Origin of the sequence: Streptomyces sp. NPDC093064, assembly GCF_044754605.1 — a bacterium.
Taxonomy (GTDB): Bacteria; Actinomycetota; Actinomycetes; order Streptomycetales; family Streptomycetaceae; genus Streptomyces.
The window spans coordinates 61829-77759 of the sequence record NZ_JBIVPK010000007.1 but is presented as its reverse complement, the minus strand read 5'-3'; the positions used below and the strand labels follow the sequence as shown (position 1 = coordinate 77759).

Annotated in this window: 20 protein-coding genes; 19 read left to right on the top strand and 1 reads right to left on the bottom strand. The window is 72.6% G+C overall.

Features of this window, described 5'->3' with window-relative positions:
- The first annotated feature begins 9 nt into the window (after positions 1 to 9).
- The 10 genes from hisD (at position 10) to ACIQFZ_RS11215 (ending at position 7914) form a co-directional block, all read left to right on the top strand.
- Positions 10 to 1335, top strand: a complete 1326-nt coding sequence (gene hisD, locus ACIQFZ_RS11260) for a histidinol dehydrogenase (protein WP_402691109.1) — start codon at positions 10 to 12, stop codon at positions 1333 to 1335.
- 7 nt (positions 1336 to 1342) lie between these two features.
- On the top strand, positions 1343 to 2458 hold the full coding sequence (locus ACIQFZ_RS11255; protein ID WP_383056046.1) for a histidinol-phosphate transaminase: 1116 nt from the start codon (positions 1343 to 1345) through the stop codon (positions 2456 to 2458).
- Positions 2455 to 3057 carry an imidazoleglycerol-phosphate dehydratase HisB gene (hisB, locus tag ACIQFZ_RS11250; RefSeq protein ID WP_376395461.1) on the top strand — a complete coding sequence of 201 codons (603 nt, stop codon included), beginning with the start codon at positions 2455 to 2457 and terminating at the stop codon, positions 3055 to 3057. Before ACIQFZ_RS11255 ends, hisB begins: the two co-directional genes overlap by 4 nt.
- The gene (locus tag ACIQFZ_RS11245; RefSeq protein WP_172632997.1) at positions 3054 to 3218 is read left to right on the top strand and encodes a hypothetical protein; all 165 of its coding nucleotides are present in this window, start codon (positions 3054 to 3056) and stop codon (positions 3216 to 3218) included. Before hisB ends, ACIQFZ_RS11245 begins: the two co-directional genes overlap by 4 nt.
- Positions 3209 to 3859, top strand: a complete 651-nt coding sequence (gene hisH, locus ACIQFZ_RS11240; protein WP_402691108.1) for an imidazole glycerol phosphate synthase subunit HisH — start codon at positions 3209 to 3211, stop codon at positions 3857 to 3859. The genes ACIQFZ_RS11245 and hisH overlap by 10 nt, the downstream gene beginning before the upstream one ends.
- A 4-nt stretch (positions 3860 to 3863) precedes the next feature.
- A complete protein-coding gene (gene priA, locus ACIQFZ_RS11235) occupies positions 3864 to 4589 on the top strand; it encodes a bifunctional 1-(5-phosphoribosyl)-5-((5-phosphoribosylamino)methylideneamino)imidazole-4-carboxamide isomerase/phosphoribosylanthranilate isomerase PriA (RefSeq protein ID WP_402691107.1) in 726 nt (241 codons plus the stop codon).
- Complete coding sequence (locus ACIQFZ_RS11230; RefSeq protein WP_365432183.1) at positions 4586 to 4990, top strand: RidA family protein; 405 nt, start codon at positions 4586 to 4588, stop codon at positions 4988 to 4990. Before priA ends, ACIQFZ_RS11230 begins: the two co-directional genes overlap by 4 nt.
- Complete coding sequence (hisF, locus tag ACIQFZ_RS11225; protein WP_365432186.1) at positions 4987 to 5742, top strand: imidazole glycerol phosphate synthase subunit HisF; 756 nt, start codon at positions 4987 to 4989, stop codon at positions 5740 to 5742. Before ACIQFZ_RS11230 ends, hisF begins: the two co-directional genes overlap by 4 nt.
- A 298-nt stretch (positions 5743 to 6040) precedes the next feature.
- Positions 6041 to 6628, top strand: a complete 588-nt coding sequence (locus ACIQFZ_RS11220; RefSeq protein WP_365421982.1) for a helix-turn-helix domain-containing protein — start codon at positions 6041 to 6043, stop codon at positions 6626 to 6628.
- A gap of 29 nt (positions 6629 to 6657) precedes the next feature.
- Complete coding sequence (locus tag ACIQFZ_RS11215) at positions 6658 to 7914, top strand: MFS transporter (RefSeq protein ID WP_365775150.1); 1257 nt, start codon at positions 6658 to 6660, stop codon at positions 7912 to 7914.
- 25 nt (positions 7915 to 7939) lie between these two features.
- On the opposite strand, the gene ACIQFZ_RS11210 is transcribed toward ACIQFZ_RS11215, so the two are convergent.
- On the bottom strand, positions 7940 to 8575 hold the full coding sequence (locus ACIQFZ_RS11210; RefSeq protein ID WP_402691106.1) for a TIGR03085 family metal-binding protein: 636 nt from the start codon (positions 8573 to 8575) through the stop codon (positions 7940 to 7942).
- 163 nt (positions 8576 to 8738) lie between these two features.
- On the opposite strand from ACIQFZ_RS11210, the gene hisI reads away from it, so the two are divergent.
- From hisI to trpA, 9 genes are all read left to right on the top strand, one after another.
- The gene (hisI, locus tag ACIQFZ_RS11205) at positions 8739 to 9140 is read left to right on the top strand and encodes a phosphoribosyl-AMP cyclohydrolase (protein WP_402691105.1); all 402 of its coding nucleotides are present in this window, start codon (positions 8739 to 8741) and stop codon (positions 9138 to 9140) included.
- An 11-nt stretch (positions 9141 to 9151) separates the two neighbouring features.
- Entirely contained in the window at positions 9152 to 10651 is a 1500-nt protein-coding gene (locus ACIQFZ_RS11200; RefSeq protein WP_383056038.1) for an anthranilate synthase component I, read from the top strand.
- 61 nt (positions 10652 to 10712) lie between these two features.
- On the top strand, positions 10713 to 11360 hold the full coding sequence (locus ACIQFZ_RS11195) for a TIGR02234 family membrane protein (RefSeq protein WP_402691104.1): 648 nt from the start codon (positions 10713 to 10715) through the stop codon (positions 11358 to 11360).
- Between the two features lie 142 nt (positions 11361 to 11502).
- Positions 11503 to 11748 (top strand): HGxxPAAW family protein, encoded by a 246-nt coding sequence (locus ACIQFZ_RS11190; protein WP_365421997.1) that lies wholly within the window; start codon positions 11503 to 11505, stop codon positions 11746 to 11748.
- Between the two features lie 91 nt (positions 11749 to 11839).
- Positions 11840 to 12340 carry a DUF2752 domain-containing protein gene (locus tag ACIQFZ_RS11185; RefSeq protein ID WP_365775148.1) on the top strand — a complete coding sequence of 167 codons (501 nt, stop codon included), beginning with the start codon at positions 11840 to 11842 and terminating at the stop codon, positions 12338 to 12340.
- Between the two features lie 176 nt (positions 12341 to 12516).
- Positions 12517 to 13326, top strand: a complete 810-nt coding sequence (gene trpC, locus ACIQFZ_RS11180) for an indole-3-glycerol phosphate synthase TrpC (RefSeq protein WP_365422001.1) — start codon at positions 12517 to 12519, stop codon at positions 13324 to 13326.
- A 46-nt stretch (positions 13327 to 13372) separates the two neighbouring features.
- A complete protein-coding gene (trpM, locus tag ACIQFZ_RS11175; protein ID WP_361411586.1) occupies positions 13373 to 13561 on the top strand; it encodes a tryptophan biosynthesis modulator TrpM in 189 nt (62 codons plus the stop codon).
- 209 nt (positions 13562 to 13770) lie between these two features.
- Positions 13771 to 15054, top strand: a complete 1284-nt coding sequence (gene trpB / locus ACIQFZ_RS11170; protein WP_402691103.1) for a tryptophan synthase subunit beta — start codon at positions 13771 to 13773, stop codon at positions 15052 to 15054.
- On the top strand, positions 15051 to 15887 hold the full coding sequence (gene trpA / locus ACIQFZ_RS11165) for a tryptophan synthase subunit alpha (protein WP_365422007.1): 837 nt from the start codon (positions 15051 to 15053) through the stop codon (positions 15885 to 15887). Before trpB ends, trpA begins: the two co-directional genes overlap by 4 nt.
- The last annotated feature ends 44 nt before the right edge of the window (positions 15888 to 15931 follow it).

Genomic DNA, 15931 nt, shown 5'->3' with positions numbered 1-15931 from the left:
ATTGACACCGTGATCTCCCGAATCGATCTGCGCGGCGACGCCCTCCCCGAGGGACCCGCCCTGCGCGACCTGCTGCCCCGAGCCGACTTCGACGTCTCGGTCGCCCTGGAGAAGGTGCGCCCGATCTGCGAGGCCGTGCATCATCGCGGGGACGCGGCGTTGATCGACTTCGCCGAGAAGTTCGACGGTGTACGTCTGGAGTCGGTGCGGGTTCCGGTGCAGGCACTCGAGGACGCGCTGGAGAAGCTCGACCCGGACGTGCGCGCGGCCCTGGAGGAGTCCGTCCGGCGCGCCCGGCTCGTCCACCGCGAGCAGCGCCGTGCCACGCACACCACCCAGGTGGTGCCCGGCGGCTCGGTGACCGAGAAGTGGGTGCCCGTCGAGCGCGTCGGGCTGTACGCGCCGGGCGGCCGGTCGGTCTACCCGTCCTCCGTGGTCATGAACGTCGTGCCCGCCCAGGAGGCCGGCGTCGAGTCGATCGCGCTCGCCTCGCCGCCCCAGGCCGAGTCCGGCGGGCTGCCGCACCCGACGATCCTCGCCGCCTGCGCCCTGCTCGGCGTCGACGAGGTGTACGCGGCCGGCGGCGCCCAGGCCGTCGCGATGTTCGCCCACGGCACCGAGTCCTGCCCGCCCGCGAACATGGTCACCGGCCCCGGCAACATCTGGGTCGCCGCCGCCAAGCGCTACTTCACCGGCAAGATCGGCATCGACACCGAGGCCGGCCCCACCGAGATCGCGATCCTCGCGGACGCCGGCGCCGACCCGGTGCACGTCGCCTCCGACCTGATCAGCCAGGCCGAGCACGACCCGCTGGCCGCCGCCGTCCTGGTCACCGACTCCCCGGGGCTCGCGGACGCGGTCGAGCAGGAGCTGGAGCCGCAGGTCGCGGCGACGAAGCACGTCGAGGACCGGATCCGCCCGGCCCTGTCCGGCAAGCAGTCCGCGATCGTCCTGGTCGACGGCCTCGACGAGGGACTGAAGGTGGTCGACGCCTACGGCGCCGAGCACCTGGAGATCCAGACGGCCGACGCGGCGGCGGTGGCCGACCGGGTGCGCAACGCCGGAGCGGTCTTCGTCGGCCCCTGGGCGCCGGTCTCGCTCGGCGACTACGCGGCCGGTTCCAACCACGTGCTCCCCACCGGCGGCTGCGCCTGCCACTCCTCGGGCCTGTCCGTCCAGTCCTTCCTGCGCGGCATCCACATCGTGGACTACACCCGGGACGCCCTCGCCGAGGTCGCCCACCACGTGGTGACGCTGGCGGAGGCGGAGGACCTCCCGGCGCACGGAGCGGCGATCAAGGCGAGGTTCGGCTGGAAGGTACCGACGAGCAAGTGAGCGGCAAGTGAGCTTCGGAATCGACGACCTTCCCGTACGGGACGAGCTGCGCGGCAAGTCCCCTTACGGCGCGCCCCAGTTGGACGTCCCCGTACGGCTGAACACCAACGAGAACCCCTACCCGCTGCCCGAGCCGCTGGTCGAGCGGATCGCCCAGCGGGTGCGCGAGGCCGCCCGCGGCCTCAACCGCTATCCCGACCGGGACGCGGTGGAGCTGCGCACCGAGCTCGCCAGGTACCTGACGAGGACGGGCGGTCACCGGGTCGGCGTCGAGAACGTCTGGGCGGCCAACGGCTCCAACGAGGTCATCCAGCAACTGCTCCAGGCCTTCGGCGGTCCGGGCCGCACCGCGATCGGCTTCGAGCCCTCGTACTCCATGCACGCGCTCATCGCGCGCGGCACGGGCACGGGCTGGATCTCCGGGCCGCGCCGCGAGGACTTCACGATCGACCTCGCCGCCGCCGAGCGGGCGATCGCGGAGCACCGCCCGGACGTCGTCTTCGTCACCACCCCCAACAACCCCACCGGCAACGCGGTGCCGCCGGAGACCGTCCTCGCGCTGTACGAGGCCGCGCAGGCGGCCAAGCCGTCCATGGTGATCGTGGACGAGGCGTACATCGAGTTCAGCCACGGCGCCTCGCTGCTGCCGCTGCTCGAGGGCCGGCCGCACCTGGTCGTCTCCCGCACCATGTCCAAGGCGTTCGGCGCCGCCGGCCTGCGCCTGGGCTACCTCGCGGCGCACCCGGCGGTCGTGGACGCCGTGCAGCTGGTCCGGCTGCCGTACCACCTCTCGGCGATCACGCAGGCGACGGCGCTGGCCGCCCTGGAGCACACCGACACGCTGCTGGGCTATGTCGAGCAGCTGAAGGCCGAGCGGGACCGGCTGGTCGGCGAACTGCGCGCGATCGGCTACGACGCGATCGAGTCGGACGCCAACTTCATCCAGTTCGGGCGGTTCGAGGACGCCCACACCGCCTGGCGGCGGATCCTGGACCGGGGCGTCCTGGTCCGGGACAACGGCGTACCCGGATGGCTGCGGGTCACCGCGGGAACGCCGAAGGAGAACGACGCGTTCCTCGACGCGGTACGGGAACTGAAGAAGGAACAGGAGCAGAGCGGATGACTCGCGAGGGACGCGTCGGCAGGGTCGAGCGCACCACAAAGGAGACCTCGGTCCTGGTCGAGATCGACCTCGACGGCACCGGCAGGACCGACATCGCCACCGGTGTCGGCTTCTACGACCACATGCTCGACCAGCTCGGCCGGCACGGTCTGTTCGATCTGACCGTGAAGACGGACGGCGACCTGCACATCGACTCCCACCACACCATCGAGGACACCGCCCTCGCGCTGGGCGCCGCCTTCAAGCAGGCGCTCGGCGACAAGGTGGGCATCTACCGCTTCGGCAACTGCACGGTCCCGCTGGACGAGTCGCTCGCCCAGGTCACCGTCGACCTGTCCGGCCGCCCGTACCTCGTGCACACCGAGCCCGAGAGCATGGCGCCGATGATCGGCGAGTACGACACCACGATGACCCGCCACATCCTGGAGTCCTTCGTCGCCCAGGCGCAGATCGCGCTGCACGTGCACGTGCCCTACGGGCGCAACGCGCACCACATCGTGGAGTGCCAGTTCAAGGCGCTGGCCCGGGCCCTGCGGTACGCGTCCGAGCGCGATCCGCGCGCGGCCGGCATCATCCCTTCCACGAAGGGCGCGCTGTGACCGGTCTGTCGACCCTGCTGATCGTCGTCGGCCTGTTCCTGCTCGGCGGCATCATCTCCTTCGTCAAGCAGCAGATGCCGAAGAGCCTCATCGTGCTGCTGTCCATCGGCGCGGCGATGTGCCTCGTCGCGGGCGTGATGCGGCTGGAGGTGTGGAATTGAGCACCGGCGCGAAAAAGGTGGTGGTCTTCGACTACGGCTTCGGCAACGTCCGCTCCGCCGAGCGGGCCCTCGCCCGCGCGGGAGCCGACGTCGAGATCACCCGCGACTACGACGCGGCGATGAACGCCGACGGTCTGCTGGTGCCGGGCGTGGGCGCCTTCGCCGCCTGCATGCGGGGCCTGAAGGACGTGCGCGGCGACTGGATCATCGACCGCAGGCTGTCCGGCGGGCGGCCGGTGATGGGCATCTGCGTCGGTATGCAGGTCCTCTTCGCGCGCGGCATCGAGCACGGGATGGAGGCCGAGGGCCTGGACGAGTGGCCCGGCACGGTCGAGCCGCTCGAGGCCGATGTCGTGCCCCACATGGGCTGGAACACGGTGCAGGCGCCGGCAGGATCGGAGCTGTTCGCAGGCCTGGACGCGGACGCCCGCTTCTACTTCGTGCACTCCTACGCCGTCCACGACTGGCGGTTGGAGACCCACAACCCGGTGCTGAACGCCCCCAGGGTGACCTGGGCGACGCACGGCAAGCCCTTCGTGGCCGCCGTGGAGAACGACGCCCTGTGGGCCACCCAGTTCCACCCCGAGAAGTCCGGCGACGCCGGAGCGCAGCTGCTCACCAACTGGATCGGAACCCTGTAGAGACATGGCCAAGCTCGAACTCCTCCCCGCCGTCGACGTCCGCGACGGCCAGGCCGTGCGCCTCGTGCACGGCGAGTCCGGCACGGAGACCTCGTACGGCTCTCCGCTGGAGGCCGCCCTGGCCTGGCAGCGCGCGGGCGCCGAGTGGCTGCACCTGGTGGACCTGGACGCCGCGTTCGGCACCGGCGACAACCGCGAGCTGATCTCCGAGGTCGCCCGGGCCATGGACATCAAGGTGGAGCTGTCCGGCGGCATCCGCGACGACGACACCCTGGCCGCCGCCCTGGCCACCGGCTGCACCCGCGTGAACCTCGGCACCGCCGCCCTGGAGTCCCCGGAGTGGGTCGCCGAGGTCATCGCCCGGCACGGCGACCGGATCGCGGTGGGCCTGGACGTACGGGGCACCACGCTGCGCGGCCGCGGCTGGACCCGCGACGGCGGCGACCTGTACGAGACGCTGGAGCGCCTCGACGAGGAGGGCTGCGCGCGCTATGTCGTCACCGACATCGCCAAGGACGGCACCCTTCAGGGTCCCAACCTGGAACTGCTGAGGAACGTCTGCGCGGCGACCGACCGCCCGGTGGTGGCGTCGGGCGGTGTCTCCTCGCTCGACGACCTGCGGGCGCTCGCCGGCCTGGTGCCGCTCGGTGTCGAGGGCGCCATCGTCGGGAAGGCCCTGTATGCGAAGGCGTTCACCCTGGAAGAGGCCTTGGAGGCAGTGGCGTCATGACGTCGGAAGCCGTACGGCGTGTGCAGAGCGGAAGTCCTTGGGAAGAGGCATTCGGTTACGCGCGCGCCGTGGCGGCGGGCGACCGGGTCCTGGTGGCCGGCACGACGGGCTTCAAGGGCCGTGTGCTGTACGGGGAGGGCGATCCGTACGAGCAGGCGAAGGTCGCGTTCACCAGCGCGCTGGAGGCGATCGCCGAGTTCGGACTGGGCCCCGAGTCGGTGGTCCGGACCCGGATGTATCTGACCCATCTGCGGGACGTGGACGAGGTGGGCAGGGCCCACAAGGAACTGTTCGACTCGGTGCGCCCGGTCTCGACCCTGCTGGTGGTCGAGGGCTTCGTGGATCCGCGCATCCTGGTCGAGATCGAGCTTGAGGCATACAGAGGAGCCGTGGATTCATGACCCTGGCGGTCCGAGTCATCCCCTGCCTGGACGTGGACGGCGGCCGGGTGGTCAAGGGCGTCAACTTCCAGAACCTGCGTGACGCCGGCGACCCCGTCGAGATGGCCAAGGTGTACGACGCCGAGGGCGCCGACGAGTTGACGTTCCTGGACATCACCGCGTCCTCGGGCGACCGGGAGACGACGTACGACGTGGTGCGCCGCACCGCCGAGCAGGTGTTCATCCCGCTGACGGTGGGCGGCGGCGTCCGCACCACCGAGGACGTCGACAAGCTGCTGCGGGCGGGCGCGGACAAGGTGGGTGTCAACACGGCCGCGATCGCCCGCCCGGACCTGATCCGGGAGATCGCCGAGCGCTTCGGCCGCCAGGTGCTGGTCCTGTCGGTGGACGCCCGCCGCACTCCCTCCGGGAGCTTCGAGGTGACCACCCACGGCGGCCGCCGTGGCACCGGCATCGACGCGGTGGAGTGGGCGCACCGGGCGGCGGAGCTGGGCGCGGGCGAGATCCTGCTCAACTCGATGGACGCGGACGGCACGAAGGACGGCTACGACCTGGAGATGATCGCGGCCGTCCGCAAGCACGTGACGGTACCGGTGATCGCCTCGGGCGGCGCCGGCAAGCTCGCCGACTTCGCCCCGGCCGTCACAGCCGGCGCGGACGCGGTCCTGGCCGCCTCGGTCTTCCACTTCGGCGACCTGCGCATCGGCCAGGTCAAGGAGGCCCTGCGCGGGGCGGGCCACCCCGTCAGGTAGCCCTAGGCCCTGTCGTCACATTCCCGCCTGCCCCGCGACGCCTGGCACGCACTCTCGCCACACCGGGCGAAAGCCCAAGTACGTCCAGTACGAGGACTTCCGCCCGGCACGCCGAGAGCACGCACCAGACGCCGCGGAGCCGCCCTTCGGGCGACGACGGGAATGTGACGACAGGACCTGGGCAGCGCATGGCCCCGGTCGCCTCGTGAGGTGGCCGGGGCCTTCTCATGAGGATACGCGAAAGGAAAGTTGCGCAATTCTTATTGCGCAACTTTTCTTTCGTATCTAGGGTGGGCGCATGCCACGCGAGGAGAACCGGAAGATCACTGATCTGGGCACGCTCAAGGCGCTCGCCCATCCACTGCGCATGAAGCTCTACCGGCTGCTGTTCGTGGCCGAGACGGCGACCGCCTCGCATCTGGCCGAACAGGTGGACGAAGCTGTGTCCCTGGTCAGCTACCACCTGCGCAAGCTCGCCGAGCGCGGTCTGATCGAGGAGGCCGAGCCGCGCAGCGGGGACGCGCGGGAACGCTGGTGGCAGCCGGCCTCGGGCGGCGTCTCCGTCCGCGACAAGGACTTCCGGGACGCGCCCGAGAAGGTGGCGGCGCACCTCGCGGCCTCCCGGCTCTTCCTGGAGCAGCGAGTCGAGATGTACCGCACCTACCTCGACGAGCGCTCCCACTGGGGAGCGGAGTGGAACGAGGCCGCCTTCGACTCGGAGTCGCTGCTGCGGCTGACGGCCGCCGAACTGGCCGAGCTCAACAAGGCCATGCACGACCTGGTGAGGAAGTACGACGAGCAGAGCCGGGCCCGCGAGGCGGCCGGCGACACCGAAGGGCGCGAACACATCGCGCTGCACACGTACGGGTTCCCGTTCCGCGTCTGAGAGTTCCGCGTCCGAGAAAGGCCACTGTCTTGACCACCGCCTCCGCGATATCCGACGGCGAACGCGCCGCCGAGCGCCCCGCCCACCGCGACGGCAACGTGCTGCGGTGGATCGCCGCCTACACCGCGTCGATGATCGGGGACAACATCTACTACATCGCCCTGTCCTGGGCGGCGGTCCGCACCGGATCGCCCGCGCAGGCCGGAGTGGTGATGGCGGTCAGCGCGCTGCCCAGGGCCCTGCTGATGCTGGGCGGGGGAGTGGTCGCCGACCGGCTCGGGCCGCGCAGAGTCGTGATCGGCAGCGACGCCGTACGCTGCGCCGCCGTCCTGGCGGTGGCCGCCCTGCTGTGGCTCGCCAGCCCCGGCCTGTGGCTGCTGGCCCTCCTCGCCCTGGTCTTCGGCACCGTGGACGCCGTGTTCATGCCCGCGGTGGGCGCCCTGCCCGCGCGGGTGACGAGCCGGGACCAGCTCGCGCGCGTGCAGGGCATGCGGGGGCTGGCGATCAGGTTCGCGAGCGTCGTCGGCGCGCCGCTCGGCGGCCTCGGCGTCGCACTCGGCGGCGCCGCGGCGGCGTTCGGGTGCGCTGGACTGCTGATCGCCGTGTCCCTGCCACTGCTGCTCTCCGTACGGATCCGGGACCTGCCGCAGGACGACACCGCCGGCACCGCCGACAGCACCCCCTGGCGCGACCTGGTGGCGGGCCTGCGCTACATCCGCCGCCACCGTGTCCTCGGCCCGCTGATGCTGGCCATCGTCTTCGGCGACCTCGGCTTCGTCGCCCCGCTCAACGTGGGCCTGGCCCTGCTGGCCGACCAGCGCGGCTGGGGCGCTTCCGGGATGGGCTGGGTACTGGCGGGATTCGGCACCGGGGCGGGCACGGCCTCCCTGCTGCTGGCGGTGCGCGGCCGGCTGTCGCACGCCGGACACGTGGCCGCGTACATGATCCTGGTCGGCTCCGTGGCCATCGGCGCCCTCGCCTTCGTCCCGAGCGTCGTCGCCGCCGCCTCGGTGGCCGTACTGATCGGCCTCCTCGTCGGACTCAGCGGCGCCCTGTGCGGCGCACTGCTGCAGACCCAGACCGATCCGGCCTACCTCGGGCGGGTCACCGCCGTGGGCGGCCTGATCAGCCTCGGCTTCGCCCCGCTCAGCATGCCGCTATCGGCCGCCGCGATCGGAGCCTGGGGAACCGGCCCGGTGTTCGTCGCCAGCGCGGCGGTGTGCGCCCTGGGCGGGGTCGTGGCCCTGGCCGCCCCCGCCCTGCGCCGCGCCGAACTGCCCCACTGACCCCGCCGAGGCGGCCCGGCGGGGGTCAGAGCCCCAGCTGCTTCGTCTCCGACAGCTTCATGATCGCGTCCTGGTCGCCGACCGTCTCGACCCGGGCCGTGCCCTGCCGGCCGAACGCGAACAGCAGCAGCTCCGACGGCTCGCCCGTCACCGTCACGACCGGCGTGCCCCGGTGCGCGACGGCCGTCCGGCCGTCGGGGCGGCGCAGGACCAGGCCGGTGGGGATGCCCCGGCCCAGCAGCCGCGCGGTGCGCTCCAGCCGGGACCACAGGGTCTCCTGGAAGACCGGGTCGAGCTCGCGCGGCGTCCAGTCGGGCTGGGCGCGGCGCACGTCCTCGGTGTGGACGTAGAACTCGACGGTGTTGGCCGCCTCGTCGATCTGCTTGAGCTGGAAGGGTGAGAAGCGGGGCGGGCCGGTACGGATCAGCTGGATCAGTTCCTCGTACGGCTTGGCCGCGTACTCCTCCATCACTTTCTGGAGGCGGGGCGCCAGCGGCTTGATCAGCACGCCCCCGGCCGCGTCGGGACGCCGCTCGCGCACCACCACGTGCGCCGCCAGATCACGGGTGAGCCACCCCTCGCAGAGGGTGGGCGCCTCGGGACCGGCGGTCTCCAAGAGATCGGCGAGAAGGAGCCGTTCACGCTTGGCAAAGGTCGACATGTGGTCAGCCTACGACCACGTAGCGAGTCCGCCCACCCGTCGACCGGCCAGCCCGCGGCGCCGAGCCGCCCCGGGGTCCGGCGTCCGGACCCCCGTCGCGCCGCGGCGCCCAGCCAGTGGAACGCCGCCCCGGCCACCGGTCCCGCGCGGCACAATGGCACCCATGAGCAGCACGCCCGTTACGCCCACGCCCAGCAGCCTCGACCAGGAGATCGCCCGCCGCCTCAAGCGCAGCGCCGACGGGCTGCTGCCCGCCATCGCCCAGCAGTACGACAGCGGCGAGGTACTGATGCTCGGTTGGATGGACGACGAGGCGCTGCACCGCACGTTGACCACCGGCCGCTGCACCTACTGGTCGCGCAGCCGCCGGGAGTACTGGGTCAAGGGCGACACCTCCGGGCACGTGCAGCACGTCAAGTCCGTCGCCCTGGACTGCGACGCCGACACCGTGCTGGTCAAGGTCGACCAGGTGGGCGCCGCCTGCCACACCGGCGACCGCACCTGCTTCGACGCCGACGTCCTGCTGAAGGACGCCGGTTCCGGCGCGACGGCCGAAGGTCAGTAGGGTCAGCCGCCATGGACCTCGAGACGTTCCGCAAGCTCGCCACCGACCGCCGCGTCATCCCGGTCACCCGCAAGCTCCTCGCCGACGGCGACACCCCGGTCGGGCTCTACCGCAAGCTCGCCGCCGAGCGCCCCGGCACCTTCCTGCTGGAGTCCGCGGAGAACGGCCGTACTGCGTTCACCTGGTCTCGGTACTCCTTCGTCGGCGTACGCAGCGCCGCCACCCTCACCGAGCGCGGCGGCCAGGCCCACTGGCTCGGCGCCCCGCCCGTCGGCGTCCCCGCCGAGGGCGACCCGCTCGCCGCCCTGCGCACCACCGTCGAGACCCTCCACACCCCCCGCGACCTCGCCCACGACCTGGGCCTGCCGCCCTTCACCGGCGGCATGGTCGGCTACCTCGGCTACGACATCGTGCGCCGCCTGGAGAAGATCGGCCCCGGCGAGTGCGACGACCTGCGGCTGCCCGAGCTGACCATGCTGCTCACCTCCGACCTCGCGGTCCTCGACCACTGGGACGGCACGGTCCTGCTGATCGCCAACGCGATCAACCACAACGACCTGGACGCCGGCGTCGACGAGGCGTACGCCGACGCGGTGGCCCGCCTGGACGCCATGGAGGCGGACCTGTCCCGCCCGGTCGTCCAGCCGCCCGCCGCGCTGCCGCCCTCCGAACTGCCCGAGTACACCGCGCTGTGGGGCGGCGAGGACTTCCGGGCGGCCGTGGAGGACGTCAAGGAGCGCATCCGCGCGGGCGAGGCCTTCCAGGTCGTCCCCTCGCAGCGCTTCGAAACGCCGTGCACGGCGAGCGCGCTGGACGTCTACCGGGTGCTCAGGGCGACCAACCCGTCGCCGTACATGTACCTGTTCCGGTTCGACGGATTCGACGTCGTCGGGTCCAGCCCGGAAGCCCTGGTGAAGGTCGAGGACGGTCGGGCCATGGTCCACCCCATCGCCGGCACCCGGCCGCGCGGCGCCACCCCGCAGCAGGACCAGGCCCTCGCCGAGGAACTGCTCGCCGACCCCAAGGAGCGCGCCGAGCACCTGATGCTCGTCGACCTCGGACGCAACGACCTGGGCCGGGTCTGCGAGCCGGGCTCCGTGGAGGTCGTCGACTTCATGTCCGTCGAGCGGTACTCGCACGTCATGCACATCGTCTCCACCGTGACCGGACGCGTCGCGGCGGGCCGCACCGCCTTCGACGTGCTGACCGCCTGCTTCCCGGCCGGCACCCTCTCGGGCGCCCCGAAGCCGCGGGCCATGCAGATCATCGACGAACTCGAGCCGTCCCGGCGGGGGTTGTACGGCGGCTGCGTGGGCTACCTGGACTTCGCCGGCGACTCCGACACCGCCATCGCCATCCGCACCGCCCTGCTGCGCGACGGCACCGCCTACGTCCAGGCGGGCGCCGGCATCGTCGCCGACTCCGACCCGGTGGCCGAGGACACCGAGTGCCGCAACAAGGCGGCGGCCGTCCTGCGGGCGGTGCACACCGCGAACCGGCTGGGACAGTAGGGCGTTTCTCACGTCCGGCACATGAACCCCGGATGACGCCACGCCCGCGGCCCGAGCGATAGTGGAGTACGTGATTGCCCTACCTCACCCCCGTTCCGAAGCCGCCGCCCCCGCCCGGTCCGGCCGCCGCAGCCTCGCCGTCGCCCTGCTGTGCGGCGCGCTCGGCGCGGCCGTGGCACTGCTCGCCACCCGGCAGCGCTGGGCGGAGGGCACCGCGACGGTGGCCGGCGGCGCCTTCCCGCTGACCGCCAAGGGCAGCGAGGTCACGGGCGTGCCCGCGGCGCTGGCCATAGTGGGCCTGGCCGCGCTCGTCGCCGTCTTCGCCGTCCGCCGCTCCGGCCGCGTCCTGGTCGCCGTGCTGCTCGCGCTCTCCGGTGCGGGCACGGTCGCCGCCGCCCTGTTCGGTGCCGGCGGCGGCAGCGCCCTCGACGAGAAGGCCGCCCAGGTCTCCGGCGACACCGCCGCGACCGCCGCCGCGCTCAGCCACACCGGCTGGCCCTACGTCGCCGCCGTCGGCGGGGCGCTGCTGCTCCTGGCCGGCCTGCTCGCTCTGCGCTACGGCCGCCTGTGGCCGGCCATGTCCGGCCGCTACGAGCGCTCCGGCGCCCCCCGCTCCCGTGCGACCCGCCCGGTCGACCCCGACCGCCCCGAGGACTTGTGGAAGGCCCTCGACCGGGGCGAGGACCCGACCGGCTCCGGACCCGCCTGACCGCCGCCCGGCCGGGCGCGCTTTCCGCCGTGCCCGGACGGCGGTCGCGAGGTGCCACCCCCGCTCACGTCGTGTGCACGCGTACGGGACAATGGAACCGAGCGTCCGGCTCAGACAAGAACACAGCAACGAGGAGCAAGTCATGGCGGGCAGCAGCCACGGTCACACCCCGGCCGCCTGGACCGGTGTCATCATCGCCTTCATCGGTTTCTGCGTCGCGGGCGCCTTCATGGTGATGGCTCAGCCGGTCGGCTTCTGGGCCGGCATCGGGATCGTGCTGGCCGGCGGCGTCGTCGGCGGCATCATGCGCATGATGGGCCTCGGCCAGAAGAACGAGCACCCGGTGCACCAGGTCGGCCCGCGCGAGCCGGCCCGCGCCGAGAGCTGAGGTCCGCACGGGGCGGACCCGTACCACCCGACAGCCCAAGGGGCGGCCCGGTGCCGCCCCTCGCGCGCGTGTGTGCCCGGTCCGGGGCAGAATGCGAGGCGTGAACCCCGACAGCCGGAGGGTGACGCACGGCCGGACGCCCATACCCCGCCCGCGGCGCACCCAGGAAGCCACCGCCGTCCCCACGCACGCCACGGCCGTGCTCAGGCGGCTCGCGGTCCCGGCCGGGGTCCTGACCGCCGTCGCCGGCGCCTTCGCCTACGTCGGGGCCGTGGACCCCAACCAGCCCGGCCACTACCCGGTCTGCCCCCTGCTGCGCTACGCCGGTCTCTACTGCCCCGGCTGCGGCGGGCTGCGCAGCGCCCACGCCTTTGTCCACGGGGACTTCGCGACGGCCCTGCACGACAACGCCCTGGCCGTCGCGGGCTACCTGGTCTTCGCCGTGGTGTGGACGCTGTGGGTGCTGCGCGCCGTGCGCGGGCGGCCGCCGCGCCTGGTACTCGGGACTGCGCACCTGTGGAGCCTCGGTGCCCTGCTGCTGGCGTTCACCGTTGTCCGGAACCTGCCGTTCGGTGGCTGGCTCCATCCTTGATCGGGCCCGGTATGTCCAGGTAGTGGGACCGCCGTCCACCGGATGCGAGGTCGGCGCCCGGCTCCGGATACCATCGCAGTAACCACCGGTTTTGCCCGCCTGATCGGTTCGCGGCGGACCACCGGGGGCCGTTCGACCCGCTGGAACAGTCCACCGTCTGGAAGGGGGCCGCTCGCGTGAGTGTGCTCGACGAGATCATCGACGGAGTCCGTGCCGACCTTTCGGAGCGGCAGGCGCGCGTCAGCCTCGACGAGCTCAAGGAGCGCGCGGCGAAGGCGCCCGCGGCCAAGGACGGGGCCGCCGCACTGCGCGGCGAGGGCGTCAAGGTGATCTGCGAGGTCAAGCGCTCCAGCCCGTCCAAGGGCGCACTGGCCGCGATCGCCGACCCGGCCGGGCTCGCCGCGGACTACGAGGCGGGCGGCGCCTCCGTCATCTCGGTGCTGACCGAGCAGCGCCGCTTCGGCGGCTCGCTGGCCGACCTGGAGGCGGTCCGCGCGAGCGTGGACATCCCGGTCCTGCGCAAGGACTTCATCGTCACCTCCTACCAGCTGTGGGAGGCCCGGGCCTACGGCGCCGACCTCGCCCTGCTGATCGTCGCCGCCCTGGACCAGCCGGCCCTGGAGTCGCTGATCGAGCGTGCGGTGTCCATCGGACTCACCCCGCTCGTCGAGGTCCACGACGAGGAGGAGGTCGAGCGCGCGGTGGACGCGGGCGCCAAGGTGATCGGCGTCAACGCGCGCAACCTGAAGACGCTCGAGGTCGACCGCGACACCTTCGAGCGGGTGGCCCCGGAGATCCCGGACGGTCTCGTCAAGATCGCCGAGTCCGGCGTGCGCGGCCCGCACGACCTCATCGCCTACGCCAACGCCGGCGCCGACGCGGTCCTGGTCGGCGAGTCCCTCGTCACCGGCCGCGACCCGAAGACGGCGGTCGCCGACCTGGTGGCGGCCGGGGCGCACCCGGCTCTGCGGCACGGGCGGAGCTGAGCGAGCCGCTCACCCGAGTGGCCGTACGCCGGTAGTGTGTGCCCCGATGACCCTCCCGATCGCCGAACCCTCCCGGGACCCGTACGCCCGCCTTGCGCGCGGCTGCCGGCCCCGTGGCTGCCGCGCGCCCGCACGCCGTGTGCACGGCCGCAGGGTGCGGTACGTCATCGGCGACGAACCGGGTCAGGTCAACGGCATGCGATGGCGTCGCCCGCGTGCGCGCCACCAGCGGTGAGCTGAGCAGCGTCGTCCGGTCCCTGGCCGGTCGCCCCGCCCCCGCCGCTCCCGGCCCGTGCCGCCGTACCGCGACCGCGGTCCGCCCGCCGGCCGAGTGGCCCGCCCGCTGACGCCGTGCCCGCACACCCGGAGCACGGCACGCGCACGCGACTACCGTGACCCTCAGACCCACCGATCCCGGGGCAGACGCCCCTGTGAGGTATCCGCATGCCCAGCGAGTTCTTCATTCCCGACCCGGAGGGCCAGGTGCCGAGCGCCGAAGGCTACTTCGGCGCGTTCGGCGGCAAGTTCATCCCGGAGGCGCTCGTCGCCGCCGTGGACGAGGTCGCCGTCGAGTACGACAAGGCGAAGGCCGACCCCGAGTTCGCCCGCGAACTCGACGACCTGCTCGCCCACTACACCGGCCGCCCCAGCGCCCTCACCGAGGCGCCCCGCTTCGCCGAGCACGCCGGCGGCGCCCGCGTGTTCCTCAAGCGCGAGGACCTCAACCACACCGGCTCCCACAAGATCAACAACGTGCTCGGCCAGGCCCTGCTCACCCGGCGGATGGGCAAGACCCGGGTGATCGCCGAGACCGGCGCCGGACAGCACGGCGTCGCGACCGCCACCGCCTGCGCGCTCTTCGGCCTCCAGTGCACGATCTACATGGGTGAGATCGACACGGAGCGGCAGGCCCTGAACGTGGCCCGGATGCGCATGCTCGGCGCCGAGGTCGTCGCCGTGAAGTCCGGCAGCCGTACCCTGAAGGACGCCATCAACGAGGCGTTCCGCGACTGGGTCGCCAACGTCGACCACACCCACTACCTGTTCGGGACGGTCGCAGGACCGCACCCCTTCCCGGCCATGGTCCGCGACTTCCACCGGGTCATCGGCGTCGAGGCGCGCCGCCAGCTCCTCGATCGCGCCGGGCGCCTGCCCGACGCCGCCATCGCCTGTGTCGGCGGCGGCTCCAACGCCATCGGCCTCTTCCACGCCTTCATCCCGGACACCGGCGTCCGCCTCATCGGGTGCGAGCCCGCCGGGCACGGCATCGAGAGCGGCGAGCACGCGGCCACCCTGACCGCGGGCGAGCCCGGCATCCTGCACGGCTCCCGCTCCTACGTCCTCCAGGACGACGAGGGCCAGATCACCGAGCCGTACTCCATCTCCGCCGGCCTCGACTACCCCGGCATCGGCCCCGAGCACTCCTACCTCAAGGACTCCGGCCGCGGCGAGTACCGCGCGATCACCGACGACGCGGCCATGCAGGCGCTGCGCCTGCTGTCGCGGACCGAGGGCATCATCCCGGCGATCGAGAGCGCGCACGCGCTGGCCGGCGCCCTGGAAGTGGGCCGGGAACTGGGCGAGGACGGACTGATCGTGGTCAACCTCTCCGGCCGCGGCGACAAGGACATGGACACCGCCGCCCGCTACTTCGGCCTGTACGACACCGACGCCGAGGTGGCCGCCGACGAAGCCGACACCGCCGAGATCGAGGGGGACGCCAAGTGAGCGGGACTGCATCGACCGGTGGACAGGGCCGGCTGCTGACCGACACGCTGGCCGCCGCCAAGGCGGAGGGCCGGTCCGCGCTCATCGCCTACCTGCCGGCCGGGTTCCCGACCGTGGACGGCGGCATCGAGGCGATCAAGGCCGTCTTCGACGGCGGCGCCGACGTCGTCGAGGTCGGGCTGCCGCACAGCGACCCGGTCCTGGACGGTCCGGTCATCCAGACCGCGGACGACATCGCGTTGCGCGGCGGCGTCCGGATCGCGGACGTCATGCGGACGGTGAAGGAGGCCCACGCGGCCACCGGCAAGCCGGTGCTCGTCATGACGTACTGGAACCCGGTCGACCGCTACGGCGTCGAGCGGTTCGCCGCGGAACTCGCCGAGGCGGGCGGCGCCGGCTGCATCCTGCCGGACCTGCCGGTCCAGGAGTCGGCCCTGTGGCGGGAGCACGCCGAGAAGCACGGTCTGGCGACGGTGTTCGTCGTCGCGCCCAGCAGCAAGGACGAGCGGCTCGCCGAGATCACCGCGGCCGGTTCCGGATTCGTCTACGCCGCCTCCCTGATGGGCGTCACCGGCACCCGTGAGTCGGTGGGCACGCAGGCCCAGGACCTGGTGGAACGCACCCGGGCCACCGGCACCGGCCTGCCCGTCTGCGTCGGCCTCGGCGTCTCCAGCCGCGCCCAGGCCGCCGAGGTCGCCGGCTTCGCCGACGGCGTGATCGTCGGTTCGGCCTTCGTCAAGCGGATGCTGGAGGCCCCGGACCCGGCAGCCGGAGTCGAGGCCGTCCGCGCCCTCGCGGGCGAGCTGGCGAGCGGAGTGCGCGGACAGGCGTAGCGACGGCCGCGGCACATCCTTCGATCGCCCGAACGGGTGGTCCT